General features: G+C 53.5%; 16 protein-coding genes and 3 tRNA genes. 15 read left to right on the top strand and 4 right to left on the bottom strand.

All coding sequences use genetic code 11. The features are described from left to right. The first annotated feature begins 13 nt into the window (after positions 1–13). A complete protein-coding gene (ttcA, locus tag A0129_RS12045) occupies positions 14–886 on the top strand; it encodes a tRNA 2-thiocytidine(32) synthetase TtcA (RefSeq protein WP_291715290.1) in 873 nt (290 codons plus the stop codon). Position 887: 1 nt separating this feature from the next. On the opposite strand, the gene ilvA is transcribed toward ttcA, so the two are convergent. After that, positions 888–2,408 (bottom strand): threonine ammonia-lyase, biosynthetic, encoded by a 1,521-nt coding sequence (ilvA, locus tag A0129_RS12040; RefSeq protein WP_291715288.1) that lies wholly within the window; start codon positions 2,406–2,408, stop codon positions 888–890. Between the two features lie 261 nt (positions 2,409–2,669). On the opposite strand from ilvA, the gene A0129_RS12035 reads away from it, so the two are divergent. The 10 genes from A0129_RS12035 (at position 2,670) to glmS (ending at position 12,978) form a co-directional block, all read left to right on the top strand. Beyond that, positions 2,670–3,161, top strand: a complete 492-nt coding sequence (locus tag A0129_RS12035) for an SPOR domain-containing protein (RefSeq protein ID WP_291715286.1) — start codon at positions 2,670–2,672, stop codon at positions 3,159–3,161. 3 nt (positions 3,162–3,164) lie between these two features. Continuing rightward, a complete protein-coding gene (locus tag A0129_RS12030) occupies positions 3,165–3,809 on the top strand; it encodes a thiol:disulfide interchange protein DsbA/DsbL (RefSeq protein ID WP_291715284.1) in 645 nt (214 codons plus the stop codon). Positions 3,810–3,823: 14 nt separating this feature from the next. Beyond that, positions 3,824–4,822 carry a septal ring lytic transglycosylase RlpA family protein gene (locus A0129_RS12025; protein ID WP_291715282.1) on the top strand — a complete coding sequence of 333 codons (999 nt, stop codon included), beginning with the start codon at positions 3,824–3,826 and terminating at the stop codon, positions 4,820–4,822. A 58-nt stretch (positions 4,823–4,880) separates the two neighbouring features. Then, on the top strand, positions 4,881–5,444 hold the full coding sequence (hslV, locus tag A0129_RS12020) for an ATP-dependent protease subunit HslV (protein WP_008248037.1): 564 nt from the start codon (positions 4,881–4,883) through the stop codon (positions 5,442–5,444). Positions 5,445–5,448: 4 nt separating this feature from the next. Continuing rightward, positions 5,449–6,780: an ATP-dependent protease ATPase subunit HslU gene (gene hslU / locus A0129_RS12015; protein ID WP_291715281.1), complete on the top strand. Its 1,332-nt coding sequence runs from the start codon at positions 5,449–5,451 to the stop codon at positions 6,778–6,780. An 86-nt stretch (positions 6,781–6,866) separates the two neighbouring features. Beyond that, positions 6,867–7,754: an acetylglutamate kinase gene (gene argB / locus A0129_RS12010; protein WP_291715278.1), complete on the top strand. Its 888-nt coding sequence runs from the start codon at positions 6,867–6,869 to the stop codon at positions 7,752–7,754. A 58-nt stretch (positions 7,755–7,812) separates the two neighbouring features. Continuing rightward, on the top strand, positions 7,813–8,466 hold the full coding sequence (locus A0129_RS12005) for a PhaM family polyhydroxyalkanoate granule multifunctional regulatory protein (protein ID WP_291715276.1): 654 nt from the start codon (positions 7,813–7,815) through the stop codon (positions 8,464–8,466). Further along, on the top strand, positions 8,467–9,738 hold the full coding sequence (locus A0129_RS12000) for an FIST N-terminal domain-containing protein (protein WP_291715274.1): 1,272 nt from the start codon (positions 8,467–8,469) through the stop codon (positions 9,736–9,738). Positions 9,739–9,752: 14 nt separating this feature from the next. Next, complete coding sequence (glmU, locus tag A0129_RS11995; protein ID WP_291715272.1) at positions 9,753–11,120, top strand: bifunctional UDP-N-acetylglucosamine diphosphorylase/glucosamine-1-phosphate N-acetyltransferase GlmU; 1,368 nt, start codon at positions 9,753–9,755, stop codon at positions 11,118–11,120. Positions 11,121–11,136: 16 nt separating this feature from the next. Next, complete coding sequence (gene glmS / locus A0129_RS11990; RefSeq protein WP_291715270.1) at positions 11,137–12,978, top strand: glutamine--fructose-6-phosphate transaminase (isomerizing); 1,842 nt, start codon at positions 11,137–11,139, stop codon at positions 12,976–12,978. Here the strand turns inward: glmS and A0129_RS11985 are convergent. Both A0129_RS11985 and A0129_RS11980 read right to left on the bottom strand, forming a co-directional pair. Then, positions 12,965–13,786, bottom strand: coding sequence for an SDR family NAD(P)-dependent oxidoreductase (locus tag A0129_RS11985; protein WP_291715268.1), 822 nt, complete (start codon positions 13,784–13,786; stop codon positions 12,965–12,967). The genes glmS and A0129_RS11985 overlap by 14 nt on opposite strands. 20 nt (positions 13,787–13,806) lie before the next feature. Next, the gene (locus tag A0129_RS11980) at positions 13,807–14,703 is read right to left on the bottom strand and encodes an alpha/beta hydrolase (protein ID WP_291715266.1); all 897 of its coding nucleotides are present in this window, start codon (positions 14,701–14,703) and stop codon (positions 13,807–13,809) included. Positions 14,704–14,812: 109 nt separating this feature from the next. On the opposite strand from A0129_RS11980, the gene A0129_RS11975 reads away from it, so the two are divergent. Next, entirely contained in the window at positions 14,813–15,835 is a 1,023-nt protein-coding gene (locus A0129_RS11975; protein WP_291715264.1) for an AraC family transcriptional regulator, read from the top strand. Here A0129_RS11975 and A0129_RS11970 read toward each other — a convergent pair. Continuing rightward, the gene (locus tag A0129_RS11970) at positions 15,785–17,008 is read right to left on the bottom strand and encodes an MFS transporter (protein WP_291715262.1); all 1,224 of its coding nucleotides are present in this window, start codon (positions 17,006–17,008) and stop codon (positions 15,785–15,787) included. The two genes, A0129_RS11975 and A0129_RS11970, sit on opposite strands and share 51 nt — an antisense overlap. 50 nt (positions 17,009–17,058) lie before the next feature. On the opposite strand from A0129_RS11970, the gene A0129_RS11965 reads away from it, so the two are divergent. The 3 genes from A0129_RS11965 (at position 17,059) to A0129_RS11955 (ending at position 17,363) form a co-directional block, all read left to right on the top strand. Further along, a tRNA-Tyr gene (locus A0129_RS11965) sits at positions 17,059–17,144 on the top strand. A gap of 53 nt (positions 17,145–17,197) precedes the next feature. Then, positions 17,198–17,271: transfer RNA gene (locus tag A0129_RS11960), tRNA-Gly, on the top strand. A 17-nt stretch (positions 17,272–17,288) separates the two neighbouring features. Then, positions 17,289–17,363, top strand: a tRNA-Thr gene (locus A0129_RS11955). Positions 17,364–17,411 lie beyond the last annotated feature (48 nt).

Here is a 17,411-nt window from a genome sequence, read left to right as displayed (position 1 = left end):
AAGCTGTTAGACCATGCAAACCATCACGATCTTTCCCAGCAAGGCTGAACAAAAAGAGGCCTTCGAATTCAACAAGCTCGAAAAGCGCCTCACCAAACAAGTAGGCCAAGCCATTGCCGACTTCAATATGATTGAAGAAGGAGACAAGGTGATGGTGTGCGTCTCCGGTGGTAAAGACAGCTATGGTTTGCTTGATATCTTGTTATTGCTGCGTCAGCGTGCGCCCATCAATTTCGACATCGTGGCCGTGAATCTGGATCAGAAGCAGCCTGGTTTTCCTGAAGAAGTGCTGCCGAATTACTTGCGTAGCATCAATGTGCCGTTTCACATTGAAGAACAAGATACTTACTCGATCGTGAAACGGGTCATTCCCGAGGGCAAAACAACCTGCTCACTTTGCTCGCGCTTGCGTCGTGGAATTTTGTATCGCGTAGCCTCTGAGCTGGGGGCAACCAAGGTAGCCTTGGGGCATCACAAGGACGACATATTGCAAACCCTCTTGCTTAACCTGTTTTACGGTGGTCGTATCAAGGGTATGCCCCCCAAGCTGGTGAGCGACAATGGAGCACACACGGTGATCCGCCCTCTGGCATATTGCCGTGAGCGCGATTTGGCCCGTTATGCCGAAGAGAAGAATTTCCCGATCATCCCGTGCAATTTGTGTGGCAGTCAGGAAAATTTGAAGCGCAAGGAAATGGCCGCGTTGTTGAAACAGTGGGAAAAGCACAATCCTCGCTGGATCGCCAATCTGTTTACATCGCTGTCGACAGTGGTGCCCTCGCACCTCATGGATCGCAAGCTGTTTCCATTTGAAACCATTCGCCCTGGCACAGTACTTGAAGACGGTGCTGGCGACAGGGCGTTTGATTCCGATGACGAGTGCTGACTTACTTCAAAAACAGCTTGTACGCCGGGTTCTCGGTCTCGTTCACCGCCGGGTAGCCGAGTTGTTTCACGAACTTGTCGAATTCGGCGTGGTCTGCAGGTGGTACTTGAATCCCTACCAGAATACGGCCATAGTCGGCACCGTGATTGCGATAGTGAAAAAGACTGATGTTCCAGCCCGGGTTCAAGGCAGTTAAAAATTTTGTCAGTGCCCCAGGCCGTTCCGGAAATTCAAAGCGGTACACCAGTTCATGGTCAGCCAGGTTGGAGCGTCCTCCCACCATGTGACGCAAATGCAGCTTCGCCATTTCATCGTCGGTCAGGTTCAGTGCATCAAATCCGGATGCAATGAAGCGTTCTTGTAATTCATCGGCCTGGGCACGATTGCCAATCTGAATGCCTACGAAAATATTGGCTTTGCTTGAGTCTGACATTCTGTAGTTGAATTCTGTCACATTGGTGGGGCCCAGCAAGTCGCAAAACTTTCTGAAACTGCCACGTTCCTCCGGTACTGTGATCGCAAAAATCGCTTCACGTTGCTCACCCACCTCAGCGCGTTCAGCCACAAATCGCAAGCGATCAAAATTCATGTTTGCGCCGCAAGAAATTGCAATCAGGGTTTGGTTGTGCAAACCCATTTCAGCGGCATATTGCTTCAGGCCAGCTACCGCCAGCGCACCTGCGGGTTCAAGAATGCTGCGTGTGTCCTGAAATACATCTTTAATCGCGGCACAGGCCTCATCGGTGGTGACGCGAACAATCCCATCGACATACTTCTCGCACAGGCGGAAGGTTTCCTCCCCAACCAGTTTTACGGCAGTACCATCCGAGAACAGACCCACTTCGGCCAGCGTAACGCGTTTGTGTTGTTCCATGCTCTGCGCCATGGCGTCCGAGTCGACGGTTTGCACGCCGATAATTTTGATGTCCGGACGCAATTGCTTGACGTAGGCGCCTACACCTGCTGCCAGTCCTCCTCCGCCGATTGCAATGAAAATGGCGTGTATCGGCCCTTGGTGCTGGCGCAATATTTCCATGCCTACTGTGCCCTGACCTGCAATCACATCGGGATCGTCAAAAGGGTGCACAAAGGTCAGGCCTTTGGCTTGTGCCAGTTCTGCAGCATGTCCTGCTGCATCGCTGTAGCTGTCACCGAACAACACCACATTGACCCAGTCGCCGCCAAAACGTTTTACTGCGTCAATTTTCAGCGCGGGGGTGGTTGTCGGCATCACGATCGTAGCCATGCAGCGCATTTTCGCAGCAGAAAGCGCAACACCTTGGGCATGGTTGCCAGCTGAGGCAGCAATCACGCCTCGTTCCAGTTGTATTGGGCTCAGGTGGGCCATCTTGTTGTAAGCGCCCCGCAGCTTGAAGCTGAACACCTCTTGCATGTCTTCGCGCTTGAGCAACACTTCGTTGGCAGTGCGTGCAGACAGAGAGTGCGCGCGTTCCAAAGGTGTTTCAACGGCCACGTCGTAAACCTTGGCGGTCAGTATGCGTTTTAGATAGTCAAGACCCACAAAGCACCTTTTTATTGCAGATTTTTAAGCAAATTTCGATCTTTTGCCCATGAAGGCTACACTTTACAGCATGAGGACAATCCCGAAAGCTGGCTTGCGCGTTTGGGTCGCATCTGCCGGTCGCCTTCGGGCATAATTTAGGCTCAGTTTCTCAAGGACAGGTTCATACCCCCAATGGCATCTACAAAATCATCGAAACCCAAGGCGAAACCTCAAGTTAGAAAATCTTTTGGCAATACCATCCCAGCGTTTGTGTTTGGCATGGTATTCGGACTCTTGATTGCGCTGGGTGTGGCTTTGTTTGTCAGCAAGTCGCAGCTGCCATTTTCTGGTGCTGAAACCCAGGGTGCCGTACCCGATGTATCGCCAGGCCCAGGCAATAGTCCGCCTGACCCCAACACAGCCATCTACGGCAAAGCCAATGCCAATCAGGGCAATGTGGTTACGATTGACCCATTTCAGCAAGGCACGGAACCTCAGACGGGTGATGCCACTCCAACCGAACAAATTGAACCTGTGGCCCAGACCATTTATTTTTTGCAATTGGGCAGTTTTCGCAATCGTGAGGATGCCGAACAATTGCGGGCGCAGCTGGCGTTTGTAGGTACAGAATCCGAAATTGCCGTGGGTGAGGTCAACGGCAATGTTGTAAACCGCGTTCGTGTGGGGCCATTTGGCAGCGCGAACGAAGCCTATCAGGCCCGAATTCCCCTCACGAAAGGCGGATTCGAGGCCACCGTGGTCAAGGAGTAAACAATGATGAAACGTCGTGAATTGATTCAAAGTGCAGTGGCCTTGGGCGTGATGGGCGCCTTCGGTGGCTTGTCCCCGGCCATCGCTCAAGATGCAGGTGCATTTCGCAAAGTGCGCCGGGAAGTTCCACGTTCCACACCTGGAAAAATCGATGTTGTCGAATTCTTCTGGTATGGCTGTATCCATTGTTATAACTTCGAGCCCAAGGTCAATGCGTGGTACAAAAAGCTGCCAAGCGATGTTGTGTTCACGAAAATACCCATCGCCTACCAAAGCCAGCGTGTCAACTTTCAGGGGCATCAGCGTCTGTACTACACGCTGGAAGCGATGGGCAAGCTTGACATGGCGCACAGCAAAGTGTTCGAAGCCATGCACAAGGACAAAAAGCAGTTGGCCAACGATGAGCAAATTTTCGATTTCGCCCAATCAATTGGTTTGAAGCGTGAGGAATTTGCCAATGTCTTCAAGTCATTTGGTGTGAATGCAAAATGTGCCCAGGCCAAAACCATTTTCGAAGCCTATGGCGCAGATGGCGTGCCCACTTTGGGGATTGATGGCAAATTCTTTACTTCCGCATCCATTGCCGGCTCCGAGGACAACGCCATTCGTGTCGCCGAAGCGTTGATTCGCCGACAGCGACAGGCTTGAAGCACGGGGGAAAAATGAAGGAGGTTTCCATGCGCAGTGGTGTGATCCGTTATATTGCATTTGCGTCACTGTCATTGACACTAGCCGCCTGCTCTAGCGTTCCCCTGGACAAACCGGTATCGCCGCCCCCGGCAAAAACCGTGGCCAAGCCCTCTGTTCCCCCACCTGTGAAACATGAGAACTGGGAGCCCGCGCCCCAAGGGGGTGGTTATTATCTCGACGATGGCCCGGGCGATTTGCGGCCAGCCAACTTGGAGGACATGCCATCCGCTGAACCCCAGCTCGAGCCAATTGCGATCCGTAACACCCGGCCCTACACCGTAATGGGGCAGAGCTTTACGCCGCAAACTTCACTTGAAGAGCCTTACAGTCAAAAAGGTCGGGCCAGTTGGTATGGCAAAAAATTTCATGGCGCGAAAACCGCCAACGGTGAAATTTACGACATGCACCAAATGACAGCGGCGCACCCTACCTTGCCGCTCCCCAGTTATGCCAAAGTCACCAATTTGGCCAACGGCAAGTCCGTGATTGTTCGTGTCAACGACCGTGGCCCGTTTTTGCGTGGCCGAATTATTGATCTGAGTTATGCAGCGGCCTATCAGCTCGACTACATCAAGCAGGGCAGTGCTGAAGTGCTTGTCGAGAAGATGACCCCCGATGCCATCGCCCGGTATCACGCAGAGAAGAACGGTACCTTGGTGGCCAAAAACGGCGTCCAGGTCGAGCAGGTGGCACTGAACAATGCCTCCGGTCTGGTGCCGGTTCATCGAACCCCCTTGTACCTTCAGATTGGCGCGTTCGGCAACAAAAACAACGCTGAGGCTTTGGTTTCCCAGGTGTCTTCCAGTCACCAGGCGTTCGGCAAAGCCAGCCAAATTCTCTCTGAGTCGGGCGTTCATCGCGTTTTGGTGGGTCCGTTCAGCAGCATTGATCAAGCCAATGAGGCTGCAATTGAGCTCAGCGCCTTTGTCCAGGTGCAGCCGGTTATCAAACAAGACTTGATCCTGCCCTGATTGTCCCCATATCGGGACATTAGTGCGCAAAGCGCAACACCCCAACCAAAGGATAGGCATGGAGCAATATCACGGCACGACCATATTGTCAGTACGCAGAGGTAAGCATGTTGCGCTTGGAGGCGATGGACAGGTTACCTTGGGGCACATTGTGGTCAAAGGTTCCGCCCGCAAAGTAAGGCGTCTTCATCACAACAAAATTCTGGCTGGTTTTGCTGGCGGCACTGCCGATGCGTTTACCTTGTTCGAGCATTTTGAAGCCCAGCTCGAGAAGCACCAGGGGCACCTGTTGCGGGCAGCAGTCGAGCTCGCCAAAGAATGGCGCACTGATCGCATGCTCCGCAGGCTTGAGGCCATGTTGGCCGTAGCTGATGAAAATCACTCCCTGATTATTACCGGCAATGGCGATGTACTTGAGCCTGAACAAGGCTTGGTTGCAATTGGCAGTGGCGGTGCCTACGCACATTCCGCGGCGAAAGCGTTGCTCGAAAACACCGAACTTTTGCCCGAAGAAATCGTCAAGAAATCCCTGACCATCGCAGGGGAACTGTGCATTTACACCAACCAGCATCACACCATTGAAGTGTTGGGTGCCCCTGAAGCATCTGGCAGCAAAGGTTAATCACATGACTCAACTTACACCTTCAAATATTGTTGCAGAACTCAACAAGAACATTGTTGGCCAGGACGCAGCCAAGCGAGCTGTCGCCGTGGCGCTTCGCAATCGCTGGCGCCGCATGCAGGTGCCCATGCCCCTGCGTCAGGAGATCACGCCCAAGAACATTCTGATGATTGGCCCAACGGGCGTGGGTAAAACAGAAATTGCCCGTCGCCTGGCCAAGCTGGCCAATGCGCCGTTTATCAAGATCGAGGCCACCAAATTCACCGAAGTGGGCTATGTGGGTCGCGACGTGGACACCATCATTCGAGACCTCATTGAAATTGCCTTGAAGCAGGTGCGGGAAGAGGCCCAGCTTGGCGTGGTCGAAGAGGCAAAGTCTGCAGCCTTCGATCGCGTGCTGGATGCACTCTTGCCTCCTGCTCGAGATTTCGGCTTCACCGAGAAAGCCCCCGAGCCTGATGAAAACCGCACCCGTATTCGATTTCGGGAAAAGTTGTTTGCTGGCGAGCTGGATGACAAGGAAATCGAGATTGAGGTGGCGGCCGCTTCGCCCTCACTGGATGTAGTTGGCCCACCTGGCATGGAAGAACTCACTGGGCAGTTGCAGTCCATGTTTCAGAATATTTCCGGTGGCAAGAAGAAGCTGCGCAAGATGAAAGTGGCTGAGGCGCTGAAAGCGATTCAGGATGAGGAGGCCGCCAAGCGTGTGAATGAAGAGGAAGTTCGAGCCAAGGCGATCTCTCGGGTTGAGCAGGATGGCATTGTATTCCTGGATGAAATCGACAAAATCGCGACCAAGGCCGATGGGCGGGGCACTGACGTCTCTCGCCAAGGGGTTCAGCGCGATTTGCTGCCGCTGGTGGAGGGCACTACAGTCAACACCAAATACGGCATGATCAAAACAGACCACATCCTTTTTGTGGCCAGCGGTGCCTTCCATTTGTCCCGCCCTTCTGATCTCATCCCTGAGCTTCAAGGGCGCTTTCCGATCCGGGTTGAGCTGGAATCGTTAACTGTTGAAGATTTCAAGCGAATCCTGACCAGCACCGATTCTTGTCTCACCGAGCAGTACAAAGCACTCCTGGCAACAGATGGGGTTGAGCTTGAATTCACCGATGAGGGTGTTCGTCGTTTGGCTGAGATCGCATTCACAGTGAACGAGAAAACCGAGAATATCGGCGCGCGTCGCCTGTACACGGTGATGGAGCGTTTGCTCGAAGAGGTTGCATTTGAAGCGAATGGGCAGCATCGACCTGTGAAGATCACGGCCGAGTTTGTCGACTCCCGCCTCGGCGAGGCAGCCAAATCCGAGGATCTTGCCCAATTCATTCTCTAGAATCCGTCGATCGGCATCTTGCCAACGTTGTCTGGGTAGATTCGCTTTAAAATGCATTGTGTGCCTAGTTTCTACCCGGACAATTCATGACCACAGACAACCTCACTTCCGCAATCAAAGCCAAAGTTCTGTCCGAGGCCTTGCCCTACATTCGCCGTTTTCATGGCAAAACGGTGGTAGTCAAGTACGGCGGTAACGCCATGACCGATATCAACCTGCAAAAATCTTTTGCTCACGATGTGGTGTTGCTCAAGTTGGTTGGGATTAATCCCATTGTGGTGCACGGTGGTGGCCCTCAAATTGATGAGGCCCTGCGACGCATTGGCAAGCAGGGTACCTTTATCCAGGGTATGCGTGTGACCGACGAGGAAACCATGGAGGTGGTGGAGTGGGTGCTGGGCGGTCAGGTCCAGCAAGACATCGTCATGATGATCAACGAGCATGGCGGCAAGGCGGTGGGTTTAACCGGCAAGGATGGCGGTCTGATTCAAGCCCGGAAAATGAAGTTGGCGGACAAGAGAGAGCCTGGCAAGTTTCATGACATCGGTTTTGTGGGCGAAATCGCATCCATCGATCCCGCCATTGTCAAAGCTCTCCAGGATGATGCCTTCATTCCCGTCATTTCGCCAATTGGCTTCGGTGAAGATGGCATGGCCTACAACATCAACGCCGATCTCGTGGCCGGCAAAATTGCTGAAATACTGAAAGCTGAAAAGCTGATCATGATGACCAACACCCCCGGGGTGTTGGACAAAGACGGCAAGTTGCTCACTGGCCTGACAGCCAAACGAATCGATGAATTGTTTGAAGACGGCACCATTTCGGGAGGAATGCTGCCCAAGTTGTCTTCCGCGATTGAAGCAGCCAAAAGCGGAGTAAACTCGGTTCACGTGGTGGATGGCCGTGTTCCTCACTGCCTTCTGCTTGAAATTCTGACGGACCAAGGCGTGGGCACCATGATTCGCAGTCACTGATTTCGCAGCCACTGGGCTCTGCTCAGCCGGACAATCCGCGTCAAACGCAGGGGGAAGCATGTCGAACAAAAGAATACCCAACTTGTCGGTTACCGACGGATTTGATTTTGTGAAGAAAATCTGGGGAAGTCTGCCGATTCCCAGCGTGATGAATCCCACTACCGATCTTGATGAGCTCGACAAGCGTATCTCCGACCTCAAGGCGGTTGAACAATGGCTGAACGTCAACCTCAGCATGCTTCGGGCGACCATTCAGGGCTTGGAGGTTCAGCGTGGCACGATAGCCACGATCAAGTCCTTCAGTTCCAATTTGGGCTTGGGCGGCGATCGTGTCAGTGATGTCAATCAGGCAGTGAACGAGGAAATCATCCGAAATGCCATGCAGGCCGCGGTCGCTCCACCACCGGTGTCTCGTGTTGAGCCGGTTGCGCCCAAAATTCCCGACCCTGAACCTGCCGCAACTGCGGCAAGCGATGCGGCTGCGCAAGAATCCTCGAAGGCAATTGTGTCAAACGCCACTGCGTGGTGGGGATTGCTGCAGGATCAATTCAACAAGGTAGTTGCTACGGCAGCCATGGCAGGTTCTGGGACCGACGCTGCCCCCGATGCGGCCGAGCCATCCAAAAAACCAGTCAAACCCAAAGCCAAGCGCGCGGCTACGCCCCGTAAGAAAACCTCAAGCAGCACCCGCACCGCGCGCACAAGGACCTAGATGTTTCGTTTTGGCCACGCCACACACCCCAACTGGAGAGAGGCACTTGAACTCGTGTTGGTGCAGCTCGAAGGCCAGATGCAACTGGAGCAGTTTGCAAGCGATATTTCCCGGCCTCAAAAGCTGGGTTTGATATACGCCACCGAGGCCTTCGCCGAAAACATGCCCCAAATTCTTCAGGGTTTGCGCCAGCGAACCAATGTCAAGGAGTGGGTTGGCGGTTTGGCACCCGGTGTCTGCAGCAGTGGAGTGGAGTATTACCAAGAGCCCGCACTGGCAGTCATGTTGATGGAGTTTCCCGCGGATTCCGCGCGTGTTTTCTCGGGCAAACTGCCCTTGCCCAAGCCGGGCACCGTGACTGCTTCGGGCAGGGAGGCCATGTCCTCCGCACTCATCCACATCGATCCGTTGACTGAGGACATTGACGATCTTCTCGATGATTTATCGCTCAAAGTCAGCACACGTCAAATTTTTGGCGGTCTGGTTTGCGCTGGTACAGCCAATACCCACATCGCGCTAGAGCCTCTGTCCGGAGGCGTTTCCGGTGTGGTGTTCGCCAGCGGTTTACCCATCGAGGTGCGTATGACCCAAGGCGTTCAAGTGGTGGGTGTCGAGCATGAGATTACCGGGCTGCGGGGTAATTTTGTCGAAGAGCTCGACGGCTTGCCTGCGCTCGACGTGCTGCTCGCTGATTTGGGTCTCCAACCTGATTCGGATGATGCTGATCCAGCAAGCCAGGCTGCCGAGGTGTTGGCCAAACGTTTTGCGCATGGTTTGTTTGTCGGGCTCACTGACCGGGCGCTGGCTGAATCCATTGCGCTGAAGGGGTATACGGCGGGTCGCTCCGAGGCGCACCAGCTGAAAGTACGTCCCGTGGTTGGAATGGATCCCAACAAAAAATCCCTGGCTGTGGCTGAAGATTTCAAGTTGGGCGATCGCTTGTCTTTCTGCACCCGTGATGAAAATTCGGCACGGGTCGATTTGACCAGAATGTGTGCAGAACTGCGCGAAGATCTCGACGCGCCAGCACCCAAACTCAATGAACTTCAGGCTGCAGGTTTTTCTGGAATCCATTCTCAGCGCAAACCTCGTGGCGCGGTGTACATTGCATGCAATGGGCGGGGTGCAGCCTTGTTTGGCCTGCAAGGCGTTGAGCAGCAAATTGTCCGAGAGCAATTGGGGGATATCCCCCTGATTGGTTTTTCAGCCAACGGTGAAATTTTCCGTGGTGCTTTGTATGGATACACCGGTGTGCTGGCCTTGTTTTTCTAAATCTGATTATTGACATGAATATTGTGATACTCGCGGCGGGCAAAGGCACCCGTATGAAGTCTGCCTTACCCAAGGTGTTGCACCCAGTGGGCGGCCAGTCGATGCTGAGCCGTGTGGTCAGGACAGCGCTGCAATTTGAAAATCCGCATGTGGTGGTAGTGGTCGGGCACGGTGCCCAGGCGGTTCAGCAGCATTTGTCTTTCCAGTCCGGTATTCAATTTGCGACTCAGTCAGAGCAACTGGGTACAGGCCATGCGGTTCAATGCGCAATCCCGGCCTTGGCCGATCATCCGGTTACTCTGATATTGTATGGTGACGTCCCTCTCATTCAATTTGAATCTTTGCAGCCTCTGGTTCAGGCGGCAAAGGCCGGTCAGATGGGCTTGATGACCTTGCACATGCCCAACCCACATGGTTATGGCCGCATTCTTCGTGATACCGAAGGTGTGGTGGTTGGCATCGTTGAACAAAAAGACGCAACGCCTGTGCAGCTCGCTATCACCGAAGTCAATACCGGTATTCTTGCTTGCCCTACCTCGCAGTTAAAAAACTGGCTGGGCAAACTGAGTAACAACAACGCACAGGGCGAGTATTACCTCACAGATATCATCGCGATGGCACATGCCGATGGCTTATTGGTGCGAACCTGTCAGCCCACGCAGGGCTGGGAAGTGTCGGGTGTTAATTCCCGCGTTCAACAAGCTGAGCTTGAGCGTATCTGGCAACTTTATCAGGCTGAAAAATTAATGATCGACGGTGTGCAACTGCTCGATCCCGCCAGGATTGATTTGCGTGGCACGCTGCACTGTGGCGCAGATGTATCGATCGATGTTGGCTGTGTGTTTCAAGGGGAAGTCACCTTGGGCGATGGGGTGTCCGTTGGCCCCTATTGTGTCCTCAACAACGTCAGTATTGCGGCGGGTACCCGTGTAGAAGCCTATTCCCATCTCACCGATGCCACCGTGGGCGAAAAAGCGGTCATTGGTCCCTACGCGCGCCTGCGTCCAGGTGCCAAATTGGGCGATGAAGTACACATTGGCAACTTTGTCGAGGTCAAGAATGCCAGCATTGCCAATCAGTCCAAAGCCAATCATCTGGCCTACATCGGCGATGCACAAATTGGCGAGCGGGTGAATGTGGGGGCTGGCACGATTACTTGCAATTACGATGGCGCCAACAAACACCTCACCATCATCGAGGACGACGTATTCATCGGCTCGGACACACAGCTGGTAGCACCCGTGACCGTGAAGAAGGGGGCCACCCTTGGCGCGGGAACCACCCTCACCAAAGATGCGCCAGAGAATGCGCTGACGGTGTCACGTGCCAAACAAATTACGATCACGGGCTGGAAGCGCCCGGTCAAATCAACCAAAAAATAAAGGAAAACCTCACATCATGTGCGGAATTGTCGGCGTACTCTCCAAAACCAACAGCGTGCCAGTATTGATCGATGGCCTGAAAAAGCTTGAATACCGCGGATACGACTCGGCTGGCTTGGCCATTCAGTCCGATGCTGACCAATCCATCCATCGTGCTCGCAGCGTAGGTCGTGTGGTCGAGCTCGACTCCAGCACCAAAACCCTGAGTGCACGAATGGGCATTGCCCACACTCGATGGGCCACGCACGGCGTACCCAGTGAGCGCAATGCACATCCCCACATCAGTGAGGGGCAGGGTGTCTCTGTAAGCGTGGTGCACAACGGCATCATTGAAAATCACGAGGAAATCCGAAAGGCACTGACTGCCGAGGGCTACGTATTTCAATCCGACACCGACACCGAAGTTATCGCACACCTCACCCACAAGCATTTGGTTCAAGGTCTTGAATTACGGGCCGCGGTGCAGGCCACCGTGAAAAAGCTGGAAGGCGCTTTCGCCATCGCGGTCATTTGTAATACGGCACCGCTGACTTTGCTTGCGTCCAAGAAAGGTGCCCCCCTCTTGGTGGGGCATGGCGAGGGCGAATTCTTTTTGGCGTCAGATGCCTCAGCGCTGGTGGCCTACACCAAACAAATTACCTACCTCGAAGAAAACGATGTGGTGCAATTGCAAACCACCGGGGTTTTATTCTTCGATGGCGTCGGCCAGCAGGTCGAAAGGCCCATTATTGAAAGTCAGCTGTCTGCCGATGCCGTGGAACTGGGCCCTTATGCCCACTACATGCAAAAGGAAATCTACGAGCAGCCCGGTGCCATCGCTGCCACACTGGAAATGGTCAGCAACGCTTCAGCAGTCAAGCCTGAGTTGTTCGGTGCAGAAGCGGGTCATATCCTTCCCGGTATTCAGCAGGTACTCATACTGGCATGTGGCACCAGCTACCACGCTGCATCCGTTGCACGCTATTGGCTCGAGTCGATTGCCGCTTTGCCCACCAATGTTGAAATTGCAAGCGAGTATCGCTATCGCACCAGTGTCAGTTTGCCCAACACCTTGGTGATCACCATCTCACAATCTGGCGAAACTGCCGACACGCTGGCAGCATTGGAGCATGCCAAGTCACAGGGCATGGTCAATGCGCTTTCCATTTGCAACGTTCCGGAGTCCGCGCTTATCCGGGCTAGCAACCTGAAGTTCTTGACACGCGCAGGGCCCGAAATTGGTGTGGCTTCAACCAAGGCTTTCACCACGCAGCTGGCTGCGCTTTTCACCTTCACCTTGGTGATGGCCAAGTTGCGTGGAAAACTTTCTGTGGAACAAGAAAAGACCTTGCTCACGCAGCTGCGTCACCTTCCTTCAGCCATGCAGAACATTCTGGCGCTCGAGCCCGAGATCAAGGCTTTGGCTGCCAGTTTCGCAGAGAAGCGTCATGCCCTGTTCCTCGGACGTGGTGTGCACTACCCGATTGCCATGGAAGGTGCGTTGAAGCTGAAAGAAATCAGCTACATCCATGCTGAGGCTTACGCGGCCGGTGAATTGAAGCATGGCCCCTTGGCCCTCGTGGATGCCGATATGCCGGTGGTTGCCGTAGCTCCCAAAGACACTTTGATCGAGAAGTTGAAATCCAATTTGCAGGAAGTGCGTGCACGCGGCGGCGAGCTTTACATTTTTGCTGACCGCGACACCAAGATTGACAAAGCCGATGGTGTGCATGTGATCAACTTGCTTGATCACGCCGGGCATTTATCCCCGATTCTGCACACCTTGCCCCTGCAGTTGTTGTCCTATCATGTCGCTTTGGTCAAGGGCACGGATGTGGACAAACCCCGTAACCTCGCAAAGTCGGTCACTGTCGAGTAAATGACTTTGCTTCTTCCGTCTTGAATTTTTTCAAGGCCTGTTCCGAGCCTTGTAGTCGACTTAAGCCTTCTGCCACCCGGTGAAACAACCCGGGTGCCAACACCAGCGGCGCGATGGCCTTGGGTGCAATAATTTTACGCTGACGTTTTTCAATACCCCTGTACATCGCATCAATTACCAACTCTGGCTCAATTGAGCCAAAGGCACCCTTGTGACCTCCCCAGAGCACACCTGCATTCACCTCCTTGATCATTGCAGTATTGGTAAACGTGGGGTGTACACAACCTACGTCAATGCCATCCAGCGCCAGCTCCTGTCTGGCCACGTCAGCCAAGGCCTCAACTGCTGCTTTCGAAGCAGCGTAGTGGCCCATCAATGGCGTATGAATCGCGGCTGCCAATGAAGATATGACTTGCAGATAACCCTTTGTTTCGCGCAGGTAAGGTATGCCGGCGCGAATTGTGTTGAACGCACCGTTCACGTTTACCTGCATGACTGCGTCAAAGTCAGCCGGGTTCATGTGCTCAATCGAGCCCATTTTCAAGATTCCAGCGTTCACCACGACGACATCAATCCTGCCAAAGCGCTCCTTGCATTCGGCCATGGCAAGTTCCAGGTCTGCTGGTTTGCACACATTGGCCTGGCAGCCAGCAATACCTTCTCCGCCCAAATTTTCAACTTGAGCAAACACCGCCTCGGCGCTCAAGTCCACAATAAAGGCTTTGCCACCATTGCCCACTACTTTTGCGGCCAACCCTGCACCAAGACCCCGAGCGCCACCAGTAATAAACACCACTTTATTTCTCATAATTATTTCCAGAATTTAGATCAAAGATTCTCAATGAAAGAGATGCAATCCGCAGCAAAACGACCGGGAGTCTCCTCCATCGGAATATGGCCGACTCCCCGGTACACCTTCAGCTCCGAGTTCGGGATATCCCGATTGAATCGGCCAGCCATTTCAATGCTGACCCATCGGTCATCGCCACCCCACACAATCAATGTCTTGCACTGAATTTCAGGCAACCGTTCCGAGCCCAGTTCTCCATCGGTAAAGACCCCCACCATCTGACCCACGGCGCCACGATTGGGTTTGTGCATAAACAACTCCAGGTATCTGTTCAGCACTTCTTTTTTCAGTTTGCGCTTGTCCCCGTACACATCGCGAACAGCCATTCGCAACAAAAATGCGGGCACTGCATGTCGTGTGAGCCATGCGATCGGTTTGATTGTAAACAGTGTGATGTAAATCGGTAGCGGTTGCTGATACCCAACAGCATCAGAAATGATCAAACCTCGCACCCGTTCGGGATGCCTTTGCGCCTGATCCCAACTTAAAAATCCTCCGAATGAATTGCCGATCATGACGCATTTTCTAATTTCCAGAGCGTCCAGTACTGCATCCACGAACTGCTGATAGAAGGCCACGTCCATTTTCCGCACTCGGCCATGTTCGTCGAGTGCCGGCCCTGTCAAACCGAACGGGGGTAAATCAAAGCGAATAATGCGGAACTGCTTGCTCATCTGTGTGCAAACATCGCTCCACGTGTGAAGGCTGGCCGCAAAGCCGTGGATCATGACCACATCAGGTCCACTGCCCTCAATGCTCACATGCACTTTCAGGCCCATGCAATCCAGAAAAGTCGATGTGGGCAAGGCATGTTTTTCGATCAACGCTTTCCTGTCGGGGCCGGCCCACCCAAGTTCATTCAACAATGCACGCAATTGATGTCTCCCCGGGTTTTGATTCATAACAGTGTAGAAGCCCCACACCTCGACTCAACTTGATTACAATCATTGATGGTTGATATTTCCGGACAAATCCTGCTCTCCTATGCCAGCTCGTCGAACTGTTGCCAGTGTAAAAATTCTGAGTGAACTGGGCGTACGGCTCGGCTCCACCCGCAGTGCACTCCTCACGGGCTCCTCGATTCTCCCCGCGCAACTTGATGATCCACATCTGGAAATTGATCCTGATCAAGAGTTACAAGTGATTCATAACCTGGTGCGTTTGCACGGCAAAGTCCCGGGGCTTGGGTTGATGGCCGGGGCTGAGTATCACCTGACCACCTACGGCATCTGGGGGTACGCACTGATCACCAGCCCCACTTTCAGGCAGGCTGTCGAACTGGGTTTGCGTTATCTTGACCTGACCTTTGCCTTCTCCAAAGTCGAGCTGGCACTTGGAGACGGTTTGGCATCCATGATTCTGTCGGTTGATCATTTGCCCCCGGCAGTACGTTCATTTGTGGCCGAGCGCGACTGCTCTGCCATTCAGGTTTTGCAGCGGGAGCTATTCGGAGTCAGCTTGCCTTTACGGGCTGTTGAATTTGCGTTTGCGCCCAACGCACCCCTGTCTCAATACGAAACCATGTTTGGCTGCATCCCGCAGTTCAATGCCCCTGTCAACAGGGCCACATTCGACGAGCAATGGTTGAACTTGCCGCTACCCAAGGCAAATGAACACAGTGCAAAGTTCTGTGAGACCCAACTTGAGAATCTGCTCTCTCGTCGAATGCAGCGTGGGGGCGTATCCGCCTGGTTGCGCAACAAATTGCTCGCCGACTTGTCGTCCTCTCCAAGCCTTGCGCAGATTGCCACCGATCATTTCATGACTGAGCGTACTTTACGCAGGCGTCTGACTGATGAGGGCACCAGTTATCGAGACTTGCTGGCGGAGGTTCGTCAAACCATGGCCGAAGAGTTACTCAGTTCTACCGGGCTGAGTGTGTCCGAAGTCTCTGCCCGGCTGGGCTATTCATCGCCCTCGGCCTTTATCCATGCCTTTCAGAAATGGCACAACTGTTCACCTCGCCAATTTCTGGATGCTCGATCGAAGCAGATAGAGCGCTACTAATCCGGGAACGGCGGCCGCGGTTGAGAATATAAAAAAGTCACTCCAGCCATACGCTGCTACCACATAACCGGCGGGCGCTGCCAGGTAAACCCGGCCCATGGCAGCGAGCGATGAAAGTAAGGCATATTGCGTGGCCGAGAACTCCTTGCTGCACAAGCTGGTCAACAAGCCCACGAAAGCCGCCGTGCCCATGCCGCCGCACAGGTTTTCAACAAATACGGCGCTGCCCATGGCCCAAATACTGGGCTCTATCACGGACAGTACCCAGAATGACAGGTTTGAAACCGCCTGGAATATCCCAAACAACATCAGTGACCCGTATAAGCCCATGCGTGTCATCAAAGCGCCACCCAGAAACGCGCCCAACAATGTTGCAATCAGGCTCACTGTTTTGTTCACAGCGCCAACCTCGGTCAAGGTAAAGCCCAATCCTTTGAGCAAAAATGCGGTGGTCAATGAACCTGCAAACGCGTCACCCACTTTGTAAAGTACGATTAGTAGCAGAATCCAGATTGCGGCTTCTTTGCTCATGAAGTTGCGTGTCGACTCTTTCACAATGTCAAACAGCTTTTTTTTCGCTGCTCGCCTGGCCAAGTCCTCGGGTGTGTCCGAGGTGGGGCTTAAGGCGGTAATCACAGCGCAGGCGCCAATCAACGCGGCCATCAACAGATAAGTGCCAGTCCAGCCCAGGTACTCGCCGGCAAGTATCAATGCCAGCCCGCCTGAAACCAGCATGGCCACCCGGTAACCTGTGACGTAGTAGGCCGCGCCCAGTCCGCGCTCTGGGGCGGGCAGCAGGTCGGTGCGATAGGCGTCGATCGCCATGTCCTGGGTCGATGAGCAAAAAGCAATTGCCACGGCGACTGTGGCCACCGTCCAGGCAGAATGAGCGTCCACAAAGGCCATGGTTGCTATCAGCCCGGCACAGGCCAATTGCATCAACGCAATCCAGCCACGCCGTTGGTCAAAAAAGCCCGGTTTTAAATAATCAAGAAATGGCGACCACAAAAATTTATACGTGTATGGAAATCCAACCACCGCATACAAACCGATGGTTTTTATGTCCACATTTTCCACAGCCAGCCACGCTTGGAGGGTGCTTCCTGTCAGAGCAAGGGGCAGTCCGCTGGAAAAACCAAGAATTAATATACAAATAAGACGGAAAGGGGGCATGAGGTGTTGACGTTGTTTAAAAAAGCATCCATAATCCGGGGTTCTCTTTTGGAGAGATGCCCGAGTGGCTAAAGGGGGCAGACTGTAAATCTGTTGGCTTACGCCTACGTTGGTTCGAATCCAACTCTCTCCACCAAGAATTCAAGCAGTTTAACCGAGTGCGCCCTTGAAAAGGGGTGTACAAGGTGTGCGGGTGTAGCTCAATGGTAGAGCTGAAGCCTTCCAAGCTTAAGACGAGGGTTCGATTCCCTTCACCCGCTCCAGGCTTTAATAGAAAGTTGCTCATGTGGCTCAGTGGTAGAGCACTCCCTTGGTAAGGGAGAGGTCGGCAGTTCGATCCTGCCCATGAGCACCATACCGTTATAACTGCACTCCATTGTTGGGTGCCCGCATCGAGGTCGTC

The sequence above is a fragment of the Limnobacter sp. CACIAM 66H1 genome, from assembly GCF_001601825.1.
Lineage (GTDB): Bacteria > Pseudomonadota > Gammaproteobacteria > Burkholderiales > Burkholderiaceae_B > Limnobacter.
This window is presented reverse-complemented; position numbering and strand designations above follow the sequence as displayed.

Coding starts and splice junctions, on each gene's coding strand:
- ttcA (WP_291715290.1), top strand. CDS start 14: ATGCAAACCATCACGATCTTTCCCAGCAAGGCTGAACAAAAAGAGGCC.
- A0129_RS12035 (WP_291715286.1), top strand. CDS start 2,670: ATGGTATTCGGACTCTTGATTGCGCTGGGTGTGGCTTTGTTTGTCAGC.
- A0129_RS12030 (WP_291715284.1), top strand. CDS start 3,165: ATGATGAAACGTCGTGAATTGATTCAAAGTGCAGTGGCCTTGGGCGTG.
- A0129_RS12025 (WP_291715282.1), top strand. CDS start 3,824: ATGAAGGAGGTTTCCATGCGCAGTGGTGTGATCCGTTATATTGCATTT.
- hslV (WP_008248037.1), top strand. CDS start 4,881: ATGGAGCAATATCACGGCACGACCATATTGTCAGTACGCAGAGGTAAG.
- hslU (WP_291715281.1), top strand. CDS start 5,449: ATGACTCAACTTACACCTTCAAATATTGTTGCAGAACTCAACAAGAAC.
- argB (WP_291715278.1), top strand. CDS start 6,867: ATGACCACAGACAACCTCACTTCCGCAATCAAAGCCAAAGTTCTGTCC.
- A0129_RS12005 (WP_291715276.1), top strand. CDS start 7,813: ATGTCGAACAAAAGAATACCCAACTTGTCGGTTACCGACGGATTTGAT.
- A0129_RS12000 (WP_291715274.1), top strand. CDS start 8,467: ATGTTTCGTTTTGGCCACGCCACACACCCCAACTGGAGAGAGGCACTT.
- glmU (WP_291715272.1), top strand. CDS start 9,753: ATGAATATTGTGATACTCGCGGCGGGCAAAGGCACCCGTATGAAGTCT.
- glmS (WP_291715270.1), top strand. CDS start 11,137: ATGTGCGGAATTGTCGGCGTACTCTCCAAAACCAACAGCGTGCCAGTA.
- A0129_RS11985 (WP_291715268.1), bottom strand. CDS start 13,786: ATGAGAAATAAAGTGGTGTTTATTACTGGTGGCGCTCGGGGTCTTGGT.
- A0129_RS11975 (WP_291715264.1), top strand. CDS start 14,813: ATGCCAGCTCGTCGAACTGTTGCCAGTGTAAAAATTCTGAGTGAACTG.
- A0129_RS11970 (WP_291715262.1), bottom strand. CDS start 17,008: ATGCCCCCTTTCCGTCTTATTTGTATATTAATTCTTGGTTTTTCCAGC.